General features: G+C 39.8%; 14 protein-coding genes. 4 read left to right on the forward strand and 10 right to left on the reverse strand.

The features are described 5' to 3' along the window. Positions 1 to 99 precede the first annotated feature (99 nt). From rapA to FTU77_RS02690, 7 genes are all read right to left on the reverse strand, one after another. A complete protein-coding gene (gene rapA, locus FTU77_RS02660; RefSeq protein ID WP_180003802.1) occupies positions 100 to 2,937 on the reverse strand; it encodes an RNA polymerase-associated protein RapA in 2,838 nt (945 codons plus the stop codon). Positions 2,938 to 3,078: 141 nt separating this feature from the next. Continuing rightward, the gene (locus FTU77_RS02665) at positions 3,079 to 3,723 is read right to left on the reverse strand and encodes an RluA family pseudouridine synthase (protein WP_180003800.1); all 645 of its coding nucleotides are present in this window, start codon (positions 3,721 to 3,723) and stop codon (positions 3,079 to 3,081) included. A 133-nt stretch (positions 3,724 to 3,856) separates the two neighbouring features. Continuing rightward, entirely contained in the window at positions 3,857 to 4,561 is a 705-nt protein-coding gene (locus tag FTU77_RS02670; RefSeq protein ID WP_180003798.1) for a phosphopantetheine-binding protein, read from the reverse strand. 189 nt (positions 4,562 to 4,750) lie between these two features. Next, complete coding sequence (locus tag FTU77_RS02675) at positions 4,751 to 5,167, reverse strand: heme-binding protein (protein WP_180003797.1); 417 nt, start codon at positions 5,165 to 5,167, stop codon at positions 4,751 to 4,753. A 102-nt stretch (positions 5,168 to 5,269) separates the two neighbouring features. Beyond that, positions 5,270 to 6,568: a glutamate-1-semialdehyde 2,1-aminomutase gene (gene hemL, locus FTU77_RS02680; RefSeq protein WP_180003795.1), complete on the reverse strand. Its 1,299-nt coding sequence runs from the start codon at positions 6,566 to 6,568 to the stop codon at positions 5,270 to 5,272. A 35-nt stretch (positions 6,569 to 6,603) separates the two neighbouring features. Next, complete coding sequence (thiE, locus tag FTU77_RS02685) at positions 6,604 to 7,224, reverse strand: thiamine phosphate synthase (protein ID WP_078188828.1); 621 nt, start codon at positions 7,222 to 7,224, stop codon at positions 6,604 to 6,606. Positions 7,225 to 7,819: 595 nt separating this feature from the next. Further along, positions 7,820 to 8,203, reverse strand: a complete 384-nt coding sequence (locus FTU77_RS02690) for a DUF962 domain-containing protein (protein WP_180002975.1) — start codon at positions 8,201 to 8,203, stop codon at positions 7,820 to 7,822. A 321-nt stretch (positions 8,204 to 8,524) separates the two neighbouring features. Between FTU77_RS02690 and FTU77_RS02695 the strand changes: the two genes are divergently transcribed. Continuing rightward, positions 8,525 to 9,985 carry an inorganic triphosphatase gene (locus tag FTU77_RS02695; protein ID WP_180003176.1) on the forward strand — a complete coding sequence of 487 codons (1,461 nt, stop codon included), beginning with the start codon at positions 8,525 to 8,527 and terminating at the stop codon, positions 9,983 to 9,985. A gap of 224 nt (positions 9,986 to 10,209) precedes the next feature. Next, entirely contained in the window at positions 10,210 to 10,641 is a 432-nt protein-coding gene (locus FTU77_RS02700; RefSeq protein WP_168378945.1) for a hypothetical protein, read from the forward strand. A gap of 66 nt (positions 10,642 to 10,707) precedes the next feature. Here FTU77_RS02700 and FTU77_RS02705 read toward each other — a convergent pair whose 3' ends face one another. Then, entirely contained in the window at positions 10,708 to 10,911 is a 204-nt protein-coding gene (locus tag FTU77_RS02705; protein ID WP_180054496.1) for a hypothetical protein, read from the reverse strand. A 460-nt stretch (positions 10,912 to 11,371) separates the two neighbouring features. Then, positions 11,372 to 12,004, reverse strand: coding sequence for a hypothetical protein (locus FTU77_RS02710; RefSeq protein WP_180054498.1), 633 nt, complete (start codon positions 12,002 to 12,004; stop codon positions 11,372 to 11,374). 107 nt (positions 12,005 to 12,111) lie between these two features. Here FTU77_RS02710 and FTU77_RS02715 point away from each other — a divergent pair, with 107 nt between their 5' ends. Next, entirely contained in the window at positions 12,112 to 12,513 is a 402-nt protein-coding gene (locus FTU77_RS02715) for a DUF3144 domain-containing protein (protein WP_180007294.1), read from the forward strand. A gap of 172 nt (positions 12,514 to 12,685) precedes the next feature. Beyond that, on the forward strand, positions 12,686 to 13,750 hold the full coding sequence (locus FTU77_RS02720; RefSeq protein ID WP_180054500.1) for an amidohydrolase: 1,065 nt from the start codon (positions 12,686 to 12,688) through the stop codon (positions 13,748 to 13,750). A gap of 81 nt (positions 13,751 to 13,831) precedes the next feature. On the opposite strand, the gene FTU77_RS02725 is transcribed toward FTU77_RS02720, so the two are convergent. Beyond that, a complete protein-coding gene (locus tag FTU77_RS02725; protein WP_180054502.1) occupies positions 13,832 to 16,600 on the reverse strand; it encodes a pitrilysin family protein in 2,769 nt (922 codons plus the stop codon). Positions 16,601 to 16,740 lie beyond the last annotated feature (140 nt).

Here is a 16,740-nt window from a genome sequence, read left to right on the forward strand (position 1 = left end):
CAAAACCTAGACTTAGCTTAAATCTGTCGTGATTGATTTTGTAGTTATAAATATAGCTATAAAAAAAGCACCCGAAGGTGCTTTTTTGAGAATTTAAAATTATGGCTTAACCACTACCATAATTTGAATCGCTTCTGGTGTAACCGCCAGACCATCAAGCAGCGTTAAACCTTCTTTTTGCAGTTTTTGTAAACGTGCAATTTCGTCTTCACGAATACTTGGGTTGAACTGCTTCAAATAAGTTAAACGGTCAATTTCATATTGCCATTTGCTACCGTAGATTTCTTTGGCTTGTTGTTTAAAGCCCGGTAATGCACCACGAGCAATTTCAAGCGCTTGCGTATAACGCTGTTCAATGACATCACGACGCGCCTTAACCACTTGGCGGCAACTGTTGCCATCAAGATGATGTAAATAAGGACGTAAAATTTCAGGTGCAATTTTTTGCGATAAATCCTGACCTTTTTCGCTCAGTAATACACGAACCAACTGTTGTGGCAAACTTGACGGCAAATTCAATGCTTTCGGTGCAACGACATCGACTTTAAACCACACTTCCATTAACACAGAACCTTGCGGTAAAGCGGCCGATTTCAATACAGCAACGTTGGTACTACCAAAGCCTTGCGTATTAATCATTTCCATCACACTTTCAGTGAATGGATGCTCAAGTGTTAAATATTGAGCATCTTCACGGATCTGTGCTTGGTCACGATAGAACGTCGCCGTCATACCTTCTTCGTCCAAAGTCAGACCTTGAACTTGCATTTGATCCGTTGGCTTGATGATCACGGTACCATTACTTTGCTCATCAAAATCAATGTTTGTAGACGCCATAAAGCGTTTCATAAACATTGGCAAAGTCGTGTTGTCATCATAATCTTCAAGTGCAGTCACAATTTCTTGTGCCACGATTGGACGGCAAGAGTTGTATTCAAGTAAACGGTCACGACCTTCTTGAAGTTCAGCTTCAAGCGCTTCACGTTGTACACTCACCGCTTCGAGCAGATCTTCAAACTCTTGGCCTTTATCTGCCAACAAACAATCTTTCAGATTGACGATGAAGTTTTCTTGTAAGGTTTGCGCAGTCGGCGAGATATTACAGAAAATATTTAATGCTTCGTTATACCAACGGAACATACGCTCTTGAGCAGTACCAACCAGATAAGGCACATGAATTTGAATACGATTTTCTTGACCAATACGGTCTAAACGACCAATACGTTGTTCAAGTACATCTGGGTTTGCAGGCAAGTCAAACAAAACTAAGTCCGATGCAAACTGGAAGTTACGACCTTCAGAACCAATTTCTGAACATAGTAAAATTTGCGCACCGTATGACTCTTCAGCAAAGTAAGCTGCTGCTTGGTCACGCTCTAATAAGCTCATGCCTTCATGGAACATCGCTGTACGAATACCCGCATGCAAACGAAGTACATTTTCTAAAGACTCAACCACTGGACCACTACGTGCAATCAATAACACTTTTTTGTGTTTCAGATCTGTACGCAGACGTTCCATCAACCACATCACACGTGGGTCGGTTTCCATCCACGAGCCATCAAGCTGCGCTTCTTCAGGCCACATTTGTTCACGTAGTTTGCCATCTTTAGACCAGTTTTCTGGTGCAGGTAATGGTGCAGGCTGACAGTCACGACCTGGGAAGCCTTGAATCGCTTCACGGGTATTACGGAATAAAATACGACCAGTACCATGACGGTCTAATAATTCGTGAATGGCACGGAAGCGTTGTTCTGGCTCGTCAGTAATTCGATGACCTAATAGGCTTTCAATCGCTGCCAAATGCCCTTCTTCGAGTGGGAGATCAGACATAAGCACTTCAGCAATTTTAGCTGTTTGGTGATACTGCTCTTCTTCATCCAAGAAACGATCAAGCGAACTAAAACGTTGTGGATCAAGTAGACGTAAACGAGCAAAGTGACTTTCCACACCTAATTGTTCAGGTGTTGCGGTTAATAACAAGACACCCGGAGTTTTTTCAGCAAGTTCTTCAACAAGGTCATAACGGTCATTGCCGCCTTCTTCTTCTGACCACATTAAATGATGGGCTTCATCGACCACGAGCAAATCAAAACCAGCTTCAAGCGCTTGTTCACGCAAGTCATCATGGTCGATCATCAAATCGACACTCGCAATGATGCATTGTTCAGTTAAGAATGGGTTGAGGTCTGGATCGTGTTCTTTAATCGAAGCTGTACGCGTCAAGTCAAATAATGAGAACTCAAGATTGAAACGACGACGCATTTCAATCATCCATTGATATTGCAATGAATCAGGTACTAAGACCAAGATACGTTCTGAACGACCCGTTTTGAGTTGCTGATGAATGATCAGACCGGCTTCGATGGTTTTACCCAGACCAACTTCGTCAGCAAGTAATACACGTGGAGCAAAACGTTTACCCACTTCATGCGCAATATACAGTTGGTGTGGAATGAGACCCACACGTGAACCTACCAAGCCACGTAGAGGGCTAGACTTCATATTGGCTTGAAGAAGCAGTGCTTCGATACGCAGGTCATACCATTCTTTATAGTCCACTTGGCTTGCAAGCAAACGATCTAATGGTTTTGCTAACTGAATACTTGCACCAATACGTGTTTCATTCAGTGCTTTACGCTCTTCTGTGCCATCGGCAAGTTTACGTACCGCGTTATAACGAACCACACCACCACGGTCTTCAAGAGATTCAACAGTCCAAATTTGACCTTCTTGGTCTTGGACTTCGTCATTTACATTGAAAACAATACGAGATAAAGGTGCATTGTGACGGGCATAGACACGAGTTTCATCACTTTTCGGGAATAAAATGCTGACCGATCGCTCATCAACATCAATAAGAACACCTAAACCCAGTTCCGTTTCTGTATCTGATAACCAACGTTGACCAATAGCAAACTGCTGCAATTTTTCCACCTTTTTCTCAAGTTCGGTCTGAAAATATTATGCTCAAACTGTGAACGTTATTTGAGCAAAAATCTAGACCATAAAGCAATATATTTTGACATAAAGCCCACTAAATAGTGAGCAGAATTCTTAGGGATTTAAATGATTTTCCTAAAATGGTACGGGACAGTGAAATTCCACTGTTTGCTCAGTTTCAGGATGGTTAAAACTCAAGCGCTCAGCATGTAAACATAAGCGCGGCATCAGCTGCTGTTGCTCAGGTGTTGCATACAAAGTATCACCTACAATAGGATGACCTAAATATTGCATATGAACACGAAGCTGATGTGATCGACCGGTAATAGGCGTTAACACTACACGTGTTACGGCTTGCCCCTGAATCTCAAAATGTTCAGTGGCTTTCCAATGCGTAAGCGCAGGCTTATTGTGTGCAGGATCGGCAATATGCAGTGGCGGATGTTCTGGGTCATATATGACCGGTACATCGACAGTACCTTCACCTTCGAGCGTACCCGCAACCAATGCCTGATATGTTTTTGAAGTTTGACGTTCTTGGAACTGGCGTGAAATTCGATTTTGCCCTTGACGGGTTAATGCAAAAACCAAAATACCTGAGGTATCACGATCCAAACGATGGATGAGCAAGGTATTCGGTTCAATTTTTAATAATCGATTGATAACACAGTCTTGTAAATCTGCTGTTTTTCCCGGAACTGTGAGTAAACCTGCTGGTTTATGGATCACCATAAAGTCAGTGTCACGATGTATCAGGTGTTCGGTTAGAAAATTACTCAAAGTTCAATCCAGTTCTGATCTCGAAAAACAAGGCGGCAATAATAAAAAGCTTAGCCAACAATTACAATGCACAAAGGCATATTTCCCGACGTATTTTCCGATTTAGAACAAAAATAATTCCAATTGGCTTTGTTTAGTCTGTACTGAGCAATTTTTCTAGCAATGCTTTTAGACTTGCATCATCTAAAAAGTCTTCATAACGGATGTTAGCACCATTGGCACGCCACAACCCAATTAAGCTGACCATGGCAACGGAATCTAGTCCATAACTGCGTAAATCCAATAAGGGATCTATTTCCAATGCCTCCATATCTAGCTGTTCTGCGATAGCCAATAATATGCCTTTGGCTGACAAGACGAATTCAGTTGGTGCTGACAGATTCCAAAGCCGCATCAAATTATAACTACTCATGTGATGAATCCCTTGGCCTGACATGGAGTCCACCCACTGAATATGCTGCTCCTGATTATTCATCGCAATCGCATCATCAACGATACAGATTTGCTCTGTTACGCTATATAGATGCGGCAAGATCTGTTTCAGCATAGGCGTGATTTGCCCTGCAAAGATGAGCTGCGGGTGTGTTGTTGCATATTCACCGAGCTGCGGCATGCCTTGAAGTAAATCATCACCATATAAATCGACAATAGGAATCTCTAAGGCTTTGGCTTTATTGGTCAGCTGGATAATATTTTCCATCAGCTGCGTATCCTGTATACCCTGCTGCATGCGTAGATTTTGCAGTCCTGCTAATACCAATACTGACTGTGTTGAAGACAGCTGCCATTTTGCTTGAGATGGTGAAAATTGGATTTTTTTAGGCATGGGATAAAGCATGGGAGGCTCTAAAAAATATTTAACGATTCTATGGATAGGCTTTGTTGCATAAATATGTAAGCATCTGATTTAAATAAATTTAATTTTGGATCAAAAAATAATCAAAACCTTTAAAATCATATAGTTATGAAATCTTTGTGCAACAAAGCCGATAAATTGCTAAAATTCAATTTAGTTAAACTAAAACAATCATCCTGCTTGCATCAAAAACTTCTCAATCGCCTGCTGTGCAATTTCTGCATCCTGAAATGACTTTACCCCAGACACGCCCATTGCACCCACCAATTGCCCTTCGTACATAATCGGCTCACCGCCTTCCAGCATGCCTGAAAAGGTATCCATGGTCAGAAAACCCATCTGACCACTTTTGATGATGTCTTCAAATAACTTTGAAGGACGACGGCTAATGGCTGAACATTTGGCTTTTTCTAAGCATAGATTTGCTGTCATTGGCGATGCACCATCCATTCGTTTCATCGCCAATAAATTGCCTGTATCATCCATTACCGCAATGCTGACATTAAAACCATTTTCTACTGCATAAGTATGTGCTGTGTTTAGTAAAAATTCTGCATCTGCTAAAGTTAAATAATGCTTGGTTTTCATTTAAAAATCCTTTTCTTAAAAAACTGAACTTATAACAACAAAAAAGCCCACAGCAGGCTGCGGGCTTTATTCTAAAGCAGAATTTACCGATTTAAATGAAAATTACTTCATTTCAGCAAAAACTTCTTTCGCCATTTCAATTGTAAATGCGATATCTTCATCGCTATGCGCGCTTGAGAAGAACCCTGCTTCAAATGCAGACGGTGCAAGGTTAACACCACGTTTCAGCATGCCATGGAAGAAAGCGCGGAACGCATCTACATCACATTTCAAAATTGAATCAAAACCAGTGATTTCAGTTTGATCTGTAAAGTAAATACCAAACATTCCACCTACTTGCTGCGTAAAGAACGGAATGCCCGCTTCGTCTGCAGCTACCTGTAAACCAGCAAGCAAACCTGCCAATTTTTCAGTCAAAGTTTCATAGAAGCCCGGCTGACGCAAATGTTTAAACATCTCAATACCGGCACGCATAGCCAATGGGTTACCAGACAATGTACCTGCTTGATAGACTTTGCCAAGAGGTGCAATGCATTCCATCACTTCACGCTTGCCGCCAAATGCACCCACAGGCAGGCCAGCACCAATAATTTTACCTAAAGTGGTTAAATCAGGTGTTACGCCATAATGCGCTTGCGCACCGCCAAGACCTACACGGAAACCTGTCATTACTTCATCAATGATAAAGACTGAACCATGCTCATCACACACATCGCGAATTGCTTGCAAGAAACCATCTATCGGTTTAACCAAGTTCATGTTGCCTGCAACTGGCTCGACAATTACACCTGCAATTTCTGAACCGAATTTTGCAAAGCATTCTTTCAGCATGGCGATGTCATTGTATGGCAGTGTTAAAGTGTGTTTGGCAAAATCAGCCGGAACACCTGCAGAAGTTGCTTCACCCTCACCCTTTGTCAACAAGCCTGAGCCTGCTTTCACTAAAAGCGAATCTGAGTGACCGTGGTAGCAGCCTTCAAATTTTACAATCTTGTCACGGCCAGTGTAGCCACGAGCAAGACGAATTGCTGTCATGGTTGCTTCTGTCCCTGAGTTGGTCATACGCACCAGCTCAATAGACGGCATAATTTCGCAAATAATATCCGCCAATGTCGTTTCATGCACAGTTGGCGCACCAAAACTTAAACCATCAACAGCCGCTTCTTGAACCGCTTTAATAATGTCGGGCTGCGCATGACCTAAAATCATTGGGCCCCAAGAGCCGACATAGTCGACATAGCGTTTTCCGTCTACGTCATAGAGATATGCGCCTTGCGCTTTTTCGATAAATACCGGTGTACCGCCTACACCATTAAATGCGCGTACAGGAGAGTTTACGCCGCCAGGAATATGCTTGCTGGCTTGTTTAAATAATTGTTCTTGCTTAGCAGATAAGCTCATAAAAATTCTCTACTTATTCAATCTAAAAAATAAAATTAAGCTTGTTCAGCAAAAAGCTCAGACCATTCATAAACACGACTGCTTACAGCAGACATTGAACGACCTAATACATCACTAATCACAGCACAAAGATCAGCACCCGCTTCAATCACTTCAGCAGAATTTTCTACAGTTAAACCACCAATTGCACAAATAGGTACATTTAGTTTCGCTTTGGCTTGTTTTAGCGTTTCTAAGCCAATATTGCCTGCTTCAGGCTTAGTTTCAGTCGCAAAAATGGCGCCAAAAGCCACATAGTTTGCACCGTCTGCAATCGCCTGCTCAGCCAGTTCTAAAGAATTATTACAGCTTCGACCGATCAAAACATTTTTAGGTAAACGTGCTACAGCTTCAGCAATTGAACCATCATCTTGCCCTAAATGTACACCCACACCATATTGAACTGCAGTTTCTAAATCGTCATTAATAACAAAAGGCACTTTGTACTGATTACACATATTTTTCATGTATTCAATTTCATAAGCCTGATCTTCTTTTGCCACTTTTTTACGGCGATATTGCAAAACAGCGACTTCATAAGTCGCCATCGCGCCTTCAAGTTTGGCTAAAAGCAATTCGATAGGATCATCATTGGTAATGAGGTATAAACCACGCATAGTTCAATCACAACTTAAAACTTTTGAATATTATAGCGATTAGGTCTATGAAATGTTGCTTGGGGCATAAAATTTTAATATTTTCCCGCTGTGAAAGTTATATTCCTTTTCACAAGACTGCTTATATAAATGTTTAATTGAATTGTCTGTAAAAAATGGCAAAAAATACCTATTTTCAGGTATAGAACAAAACTGATACAAATTATTTAATACTGCAACAGAAGAACACAAAACGCAGCGCATAAAAACACAACACTTTATAAAAATAATAATGAGTAACCTATTAGACTTTTTGGTGCTTGGTAAGAAACGTTTTGGGGAGCGTTCAGAGCATCAAAAAGTCTAGCCTATTTTTTTTGTGAACATTTTTGTGGTTAAATCTTTCAAACAATAGACCTTTTCTAAGGCCATAAAAAAAGCCTAGAGAAGGTCACTCTAGGCTTGGAAAACTGGGGTTTATCGTCTATTTATCTTTCAGATAAACAGTGAATAAACAATATGAACATTATTAGACTAATCACTCTAAACTTACAAGTCATTTACCCAAAAAACTACACCAAAATCAATAAAAATTAAACGTTTGATTAATAAATAATTAACTATCAATCTTATCTAAATTACGGTCTTTTAAGCTTAAGTTCCCCTTCACAATATCAGACAGCATGCGCCAATCGGAAATAAAGCTGTATAAAGGCTGCTTGAAACTTGCCGGCTTATTTTTTTCAAAGAAAAAATGTCCGACCCATGCACAGGCATAGCCTGAAACCAGACCATAAGCAAAATACTTTGGTTGTTTTTTTAAAATTGCTTTCGTGAAGAAATAGAGTCCTATACTGCTGCCTGTGGCATGTAAACGTCGGCTCATGATATTTCGATGTTCAGTCAAATAAAATCGATAAAATTGCGAGTAGTCACGAATAGGCAACTGAAATTCGGGCTTTAAATCTCGATTAAACTCGGGTTGTACTTGTGAATTCATGTTGTGCTCATCCTGAACTTATTTTAATCAACATAGCTTAAAATTCGTCCGCGTTAAAGGCGTAAAATTTTATTTTGATCCCATGAAAGTCGAACCATTGTGAATTATACAATTGATGGAATATCCATCTTTTAAAACTTTTCTTAGTCCAAAAGCAGAGTTTTCAAATCCGTCAAGTCTTACTTCTCAACTGTTTTTCGCTACAATCGATACGCGTTTAACTCATAGAAAATTTACGCACATTTTAGTTTTTCATTTTTATAAAAATTTAAAGATCGCTTCATGCCAGATCATGAAGTTGTGACATCAGGACAGAAAACCATGGTTGAAGTTGAATTAAAGTTCCAGATTCCAGAAGCACGTCGAACTGCATTATTAAAAGCACTCGATCCAAAAAAATCGGAACAAATTCAACTTAAAGCTAAATATTTTGATACCCCAGATCGACAAATGGCCCAGCAGCATGCAGCCTTGCGTCAACGTTTAGAAGGAACGCGCTGGATTCAAACCTTGAAAGCTGCTGGTAAAAGTCACATTGAACGGTTTGAACATAATTTAGATTTGGGTGAACTTGAACAAGCCCCTGCCCTAGATTTATCTGTTTATAGCAATGAAGCTGAAGTTCAGTCGGTTTTAAAAACCACTTTAGGTGATCAGCAAGATTCGCTACAACTTCAGTTTGAAACTGAGATTCTGAGAACTTATCGCGTCATAGAGTTTGAAGATGCCAAGATCGAAGTTAGCTTAGATATCGGCTGTATCCGTAGCAACAATACAGAAACAGAGGTTCACGAAGTTGAATTTGAACTTAAAAGTGGCTCTATTCAATCACTCCTTGCCTTTAGTTTTGAATGGGTTAAAAAGTACCATTTGTGGTTAGATGTTCGTAGTAAAGCTGAAATTGGAAATTTGCTGGCATTGAATCAAACTGTGAGTCCAGCAGTTGAGGCTAAAGAATTTCAACTCAGTAAAAAAGACACTGCCGCAAAAAACTTACGACTTTTAATTGCACAGGAAATGCAGCACCTTCTGCCTAATATTGCCGCAATTTCTGCAGGTGTTGCTCAGGCCGAGCACATTACACAAGCTCAAAAAGCACTCCATCATTTACAATTAACCATTTCGCTGTTTAAAGATTGGAACAGCGATATCGTTGAAAAATGGGCTGTGCAATTGGGCGCATTTAAACAGCAGTTTGAACAATTACACCATTTTGAGCACATGCAAAATACCTTGGGTGGCTTTTTACAAAACCCAACGACCTCAGAAAATTTAACCAAAGATATTTTGTATGCCAAAGAGAAGTTAGGCAATTTGGTTAAATCGACTCAAAATGTGCATCATTATCTTGAGCTTTTAATGTTTAGTTTGAAAGTCGATGAAGCACCGCAACAACATGATTTTAAATGGTATGCTCAAACTACCCTTCAAAACCAATATAAAGCCCTGCAAGAGGCTTTAAATGATGCCGACATTAACAATTTTGAAAGCTTAGATGTGCTTTCTCAGCGCATACAAGAGCTTAAATTTAGCTTCCCAATTTTGACGTCTATTTATGATGTAAAAAACTTGCAGAAATATAGTAAAGCGCTCAATGATGCACAAGTCGCGGCTCAGGAATATCAAGTCCTTTCCTCTTCTGCACAATATATTCAGCAAACAGAGCTGGAAGCTAGTGATTGGTTTGTTCTCGGCTGGTTGACTGCAAAACAAGAGGTTTATGCAGATAAGCTATTAGAAGCGACCGAGCAATTCCTTGTCAGTCGAAAACTCATTAAATAAAACCTAAGGGAGATTCAATGAGTCTCCCTTTTTTATTTGTATCCTACATTGTCATATAGATATTCATTTGTTGAACATTCAGGTTCATAGTCGGCTATTTTCAATTCATCATTTCCTTAGTTTGACTCAGTTACATTGAAATATTTTGAGAACCTATTATTTTTGTTTTCTGGATAAAAACTTTTAAAATAAGCTATCTGAAAACTTAGATTCAGGGTGGTTTTATGTTGAAAAGTCACATACCTGTAATTTATCCCCTATTTTCATTTTCACTTATTTTTATATTTTTCCCAATACTGAGTGCTTGTAGTGAACAACATAAGCCTGTGCAAAGTACCGAATTAAGGCGCACGGCATCCTTACAAGTCGAAAAGCCGCTTTCTCCAACTCAAAACTTTGATCAGACACGACGAACCTTTAAAGTCCTGCGCAATAATAATGAGGACTATGGTGATGAGTCTTACCAAATCAAAACCGATGCTGGCACACTGAGTATTTACAGCATGAACTTGAATCCGCAACAAGGTCAGTTACTGTCAAGCGTCAAGTCTGGAGAATGTCTCACCCTATCGAGTCAAAGCGACAATTTGATTGCGGTTGATGGTTATATCAGTGTGATGGAATTGGGTGACATTAAAATTCACCCTTGCAAATGAACTTCAACTTAGTATTTGCATAATAGTCATTCAAAAAACTAAGAAAATTGCCTTAAGGCTACGCTGCTATTGGGGGTTTAATTCATAATCTATACTGATTTGACCTTGTGCTAATAACCCCCATGATTTCATCGCATTACTCACCATGCGCTGTAATTGTGTCAAGGCCATACCGTCACGTGCTTGTATGGTCATCCCTTGCAATAAGGTCATATAAAAATCAGTCAATTGCTCTGCATGAGCCAAACTTTCAATTTCGGCATTTGCCATAGTGGCTATTTTCACATTAGGGCGTGGATTACATAATCCAAAGCATCCTTGTGCAGCGAACTAAATTCACGTTCTAAGTAATATCGTCAACATATTTAATTAACTGATGTTACGCACGTAAAAGTAATTACGCATTTTTAAAATGATTTTTAAGTCTATTCGACGGAGTCTTACATCTAGGGTTTAAATAAAGGGATTAGCCTTCGGCTGGAAGTACTTTTGTTTCGGCAAAATGAGAAGCGAAGCTTCGCAAGGAAACCATCTTGCGGAGCAATGCTCCTCACCGCAAAACTCGTTCACTAGCGTCTACTTATTCAAAGTATCGCAAAAACATCTTTAAATAGATGTAGTTCTGTCTCAAACACTTGCGGATGACGTTGCCGCGTATCGCTCTTTTATTTGAATCAAATGGCGCTTCTGATGTTACTGCGTAACATCAGTAATTAACGATATTTATTAATTAACGATATTTCCCAAAGATTTTCCACGTATTGTTATCTGCTAAAGGGTCACTATAGCTATCACTACGGGCTTTACGTGGTTTGTCACGGGCATCCACCAATTTAAAGTCGTTTTCGACACTGAGTACAATGCCATTCACATAAAAACGGGTACGGGTATAATCACTTTGCCCATGTTGAAATACATAGGTTCTGAGGTCAATAAATTCACGGTGTGCGACTAAAGCTGCCGTGTCATCGCTGTCCAGCCATAGTCGCATCGCTTGAATTTGATCAGCTTCAAACTGCCCACATTTTTCAACTAAGCTGGCAATACCCCGAAAGGTTTTAGATTCTTTCGCCCGTGTTTTGTTGATTCGAATACGATCCACATGAAAATAAAAAAGCGGCAGATTCAAATGACTCGGCAAATGGACTGCATCGAGGACTTCATCTTCCATAAAGGGCTGAAATAAGTCCTGAGCACGTTCAATTAAGCCAGTCCACTGCGCATAATATTCGGCTACTTCAGACGCTGTACCATAATAAATGGGCAGCCCTTCTACATTGGCTAAGGTTGAGGGCGGCCAAACATTTTGTCGAAGTAATCCAATATCACTTTTCAGACTTTGCACTGCGATTGCATCTTGCATGAAGCATTCCATTTTACTTAGGCTATTTTTTAGATTAAGTCAAAGGTTTAGTTTCTGCAAGGCTTTGCCTATAATACTGCATTAGATTTTTATGCTAGGACACATTCATGGTTCAAAAGATTGAAGCTACTGATGTAACCGAAGAAGAAGCGTTGAATGCAGCTTTCTTTGAACGTGCGGATGAATTTATTAAACAAGCCAATGAATTTTGTCGTGTTGAAAAAGGTTCTCAAGTTAAACCTGCAGAAATGCGCGGCCAAGTGAGTGCTGCCATGTTATTTGGTACTGCTCGCTTTAATACTTGGGTTGCTGCAAATGGCTTCAAAGATGGCAAAGAAATGCGTGATGCCAAAGATCAAGTGATGTCTTATATTCTTCAACAATTTCAAATGATGCTTGAAGATAATTATGATGAATATTGCGAACAGTTTGAAAACTATCTTCGCTTCCGTCATAACGAAGAATTCCATGCAAATAAGCATGATGACCACCACGATCATCAGCATTAATCAAAAGCCCTTCGGGGCTTTTTTTATACAACTTCTCTTTCACAAAGCTTTGATTTAATATTCAGTCATAACGTTGTATTTTCATCATTCAAACTATTTTCAGTACCTTGCGTATTCGGAAATACAATGAAATACGCAAGAAATGGACATGGTTTTAAGGACAAGGATAGCAATGCAGACGCTCGATTTTGCCATCGTGGATTCACATATACATCAATGGGATCCATACAATACCCCACATGCCGCTTCACTTGCCGTGAAATTATTGGGTAAACATCCCTACTTGCTCGACAAAATGATGCGCTTAGTTAAGCCGCAAGAGTTAATTGACACAGTTGGTTTAACCAAACATGTGACGACACCGTATTTGCCTGAAAATTATAAGCAAGATGCAGGACATTATCTGGTCGATCAAATCGTACATGTAGAAGCGAGCTGGCATGACCATAAAGGCAAAGGGGTGGTTGGTGAAACAAAGTTTATTGAATCTTTAGACTTTAATGCTCAAAAGATTAAACTTGGCGCCATAGTCGGCACTGCAGACCCATGTGACAGTAGTTTTAAGAAAATTCTTAAAATGCATAAACAAGCTTCCCCACATTTTCGTGGCATACGAAAAATGGCAGCTGTACATGAAGACCCAAAAGTTCATGCATGGACCAATGAGCCCCATCTCTATACCAATAAAAAATTTATGAAAGGTTTTGAAGCTCTTGCTCAAATGAATTTAAGTTTTGATGCATGGGTTTATTCAGACCAAATTCGTGATTTAACCGCTTTAGCACGTGCTTTCCCTGAAACATCTATCGTTCTGGATCATTTTGGGACACCTGTCGGTGCCTTTGGACCTGTCGGCTCACATACAGGCTTAACCCAAACTTCACGTGACAATATCTTGTTTCGTTGGAAAGATGATTTAGCTGAACTGGCAAGTTGCCCAAATGTTTATACCAAAATGTCTGGATTATTCATGCCGGTGCTGGGTCATCAGTTTCATAAAGAACAACGCCTTGCATCCAAACAAGAGATTTTCGATTGCGCCTTTCCGCTTATTTCTCATGCTCTACAATGCTTTGGGAAATACCGTGTGATGTTTGGCTCTAACTTCCCGATGGATAGTGTGAGTGCATCCTTGGTGAATATTATTGACGCCTTTTCAGATGCGGTCGCGAGTTATGATCATGATGCACTGACTTTAGTCTTCCAACAAAATGCCCGTCAGTTCTACCGCCTATAAGTTCGTTAAGATAATCTTACAATCAAGTCATACAATGCAGCTCAAAAAAAATCCTCCAGATGGAGGATTTTTTTATTAAGTTTATTTTTGAGTAGATTTTACAGCTTGACCATATTGGTCAGCCATCACCTCAACCAAACGCTCAGGTTGAATATATTTTTTGATGACAGCATTAACATCCGCTTTGGTCAAACTAGCAATGCGTTGATCACGCTTTTCACGATAGTTTAAATCACGACCTTTTTCTAACTGTGGAATCAACATGCTATGAATGCGACGGTCATCTTCAAGTGCAGTTAAACGCTTTTTCAAAATACTGGCTTTGGCTGCTTCTACTTCCTGTTCCGTCACGCCATTTTTCAATAAGTCTTGCAACACTTTATGAACAGACTGAGAAACTTGTGCTGATTTACCCGCAGTGTAGTTTGCATCAATACTCAGTACACCTGAATTCACCCATTCATCAAAATTAATGTCTGCACTAAAACCATAAACCAGTGCATTCTTTTCACGTAACTCTTGAGCTAAACGTGAAGACAACTGTGAATCACCAAGTATGTGGCGTAATACTTGTAGTGCAGGAGAATCGGTATGCTCTACACCTACAGGTAGAGTCATAATGGCTTGGTAACTACCAAACTCACGCTGTTCAGACAATGCATGCACTTTCTGTGCAGGATACGCTGTAAATGTAGACTCTAAGCGTTGATATGGCTCGCTGGTTTTCCAATCTGCAAATTCTTTTTTCAGAATTTTTTCTATTTGCTTGGTATCAAAATCACCTGTTACCGCAATTTGTGCATGCTGTGTTTTAAAGAATTTTTGATGTAACTGCTGCACTTGATCACGTGTAGCCGACTCAATTTGTTTTTTCGCAAGTTCAGGTTCGAAGTGATAACGAATATCCCCCGGCTGATAGATCTCGACAATACGCGACAGTGTCATTGCAGCAACGGTATCCGGCTCTGTATAAGGTCGATCCAAACTCGATAAACTTTGCGCTTTAATTAAATCAAATTGTGACTGTTCAAATGCTGGATTTTTAATAACATCAATAACATATTGCAAAAAATCAGCAAATTTTTCTTTACGTGCAACCACCTGAATCATGAGACCATTATCATTTGCACTAACCGTTGCACCACCACCGACATCAATAATTTTATCGGCAATTTGCTGCAAACTTTGATCTTTAGATGCACGGAACATGAGATAAGCTGTCAAATCTAGCAACTCACCTTTATTCATTAAGCTTTTCGCTGTACCAAAATCCAATGCAATCGTAGCATAGGTCTTGTCGTCACGTGTTTTAGTTGGAAACAATGCATACTGAATGCCGTTTTTAAATTTAGCTCGTAGAATCTGTTTTTCTTTCTGATTTAAATATTGCTTAGACTCTGCAACATATTGCTTCACTTCAGCACGATAAACACTCGCATCTTTCAATGGCTCTTCTGCAGGCGCTTGCTGATCTAAAGTTTCAGCAGGTTTTGACGCAGCCTGTTGCTGTGCTTTCTTTTGATCTTCAGGTGTAGGCAGAATATTTCCTGTGACACGGTATTCGGGCTTTAGAAAGTCCTTATACACCTGATTCACGTCGCTTACATTCAGCTTTTGTACTTTATCTAAGTCTCGGAAATATTGAGACCAGTCCCCGTTATAAGCCACAGTATAAGAACTGAGACGTTCGCCAAGAGCCGTAGCGCTATTCTTAACATTGTCAGCCATATTTCGAGTCAAGCTTTTAACACGGTTTAGCTCGACGTCATTAAAGGCTTTATTCTGCTCTACACCTTGTGCCAGACTGGTTGCCACTTTGTTAGCATCATGACTTGGGCCATATATCGCCCCCATAAACACCAAATTAAAATCTTTATCTAACCATGTGGTGGATTGAACTGCGGTTGCTGTCCCTGTTTCCACCATGCTTTGATACAAATGCCCACTTGGCTGTAAGGTATACAAAGTTGGAGATACCGCCAAAGCGGTTTTAATCGGTTCGACTGCACCATTTAAATAAATATTAAATTTACCAAAGTCACTGCCCTTATGAACTGTAAATTCGCGTTGCTTTAATTTCGTTCCATCTAATTTAGGGACTTTGGCCTGTTCAGGAATTTGGCGTGCGGCAATTGGGCTAAATTGTTGATCAATTTGTTTTAATACAGCAGCTTTATCAAACTTACCAGAAATCACCATCACTGCATTATTTGGCGCATACCAACGGCGATAGAACTGGTTTAATTCGTTCATATTGATGGATTGAAGTTCTTTCAAATCACCTATCGGTAAGCGGCCTAAAGATTGATTGCCATAGGCTTCTTTTAAAACTTGGTCGATTAACACTGAAAATGGCTGATCTAAACGAATTTCACGTTCACGCTTAACGATATCAATTTCTGTCGGTACAAATTTTTCCTGAAGTACCAATTTGTCCATCCGTTCTGCTTCTAAATGCAAAACTTGATCGATTGAACTTTGTTCAGGACGAATCACATTGGTGTATTTCGTTGAATAATAATCCGTACTGGCATTGGTCATCAGCGTGAATTGGTCTAAGCGACGCTGAAATTCATCACCTTTGACATTTTCAGTGCCTTTAAAGGCCAAATGTTCGAGCAAATGTGCCAAACCACCTTTGTCCGCAGGGTCATTTAAAGAACCCGTGAAATACACCGTATTCATAAACACTTTGCTTTCTTTATCGTTTTGCGCCAAAACCACACGAAAACCGTTATCTAATTTATATTCTTCAATGGCTTGTTCAGTTTTAACCAATACAGGTTGAGCAAAGAGGCTTGTACTTAAACCTGCAAAAAAAAGTGAAAGCGTTAAATGTTTAATACGCATGTAATTCAAGTGTCCTTTATATTTAGTATCGATCAGCGCAGTGCTGTCGATCAGATTGGTTTTGATTTTATGCTGAGCTTTTCAGGATTAATAGTTACTTTTTATTAAATACATGCCGCAGATTTCGACAGCATGTATTT

The sequence above is a fragment of the Acinetobacter sp. YH12142 genome, from assembly GCF_013418435.1.
Taxonomy (GTDB): Bacteria; Pseudomonadota; Gammaproteobacteria; order Pseudomonadales; family Moraxellaceae; genus Acinetobacter; species Acinetobacter amyesii.

What these genes read in the sequence shown, in the direction of transcription:
- FTU77_RS02670 (WP_180003798.1), bottom strand. Translation starts at nt 4,561, where the DNA reads ATGCTTTATCCCATGCCTAAAAAAATCCAATTTTCACCATCTCAAGCA.
- FTU77_RS02675 (WP_180003797.1), bottom strand. Translation starts at nt 5,167, where the DNA reads ATGAAAACCAAGCATTATTTAACTTTAGCAGATGCAGAATTTTTACTA.
- hemL (WP_180003795.1), bottom strand. Translation starts at nt 6,568, where the DNA reads ATGAGCTTATCTGCTAAGCAAGAACAATTATTTAAACAAGCCAGCAAG.
- thiE (WP_078188828.1), bottom strand. Translation starts at nt 7,224, where the DNA reads ATGCGTGGTTTATACCTCATTACCAATGATGATCCTATCGAATTGCTT.
- FTU77_RS02690 (WP_180002975.1), bottom strand. Translation starts at nt 8,203, where the DNA reads ATGAATTCACAAGTACAACCCGAGTTTAATCGAGATTTAAAGCCCGAA.
- FTU77_RS02695 (WP_180003176.1), top strand. Translation starts at nt 8,525, where the DNA reads ATGGTTGAAGTTGAATTAAAGTTCCAGATTCCAGAAGCACGTCGAACT.
- FTU77_RS02700 (WP_168378945.1), top strand. Translation starts at nt 10,210, where the DNA reads ATGTTGAAAAGTCACATACCTGTAATTTATCCCCTATTTTCATTTTCA.
- FTU77_RS02705 (WP_180054496.1), bottom strand. Translation starts at nt 10,911, where the DNA reads ATGGCAAATGCCGAAATTGAAAGTTTGGCTCATGCAGAGCAATTGACT.
- FTU77_RS02710 (WP_180054498.1), bottom strand. Translation starts at nt 12,004, where the DNA reads ATGCAAGATGCAATCGCAGTGCAAAGTCTGAAAAGTGATATTGGATTA.
- FTU77_RS02715 (WP_180007294.1), top strand. Translation starts at nt 12,112, where the DNA reads ATGGTTCAAAAGATTGAAGCTACTGATGTAACCGAAGAAGAAGCGTTG.
- FTU77_RS02720 (WP_180054500.1), top strand. Translation starts at nt 12,686, where the DNA reads ATGCAGACGCTCGATTTTGCCATCGTGGATTCACATATACATCAATGG.
- FTU77_RS02725 (WP_180054502.1), bottom strand. Translation starts at nt 16,600, where the DNA reads ATGCGTATTAAACATTTAACGCTTTCACTTTTTTTTGCAGGTTTAAGT.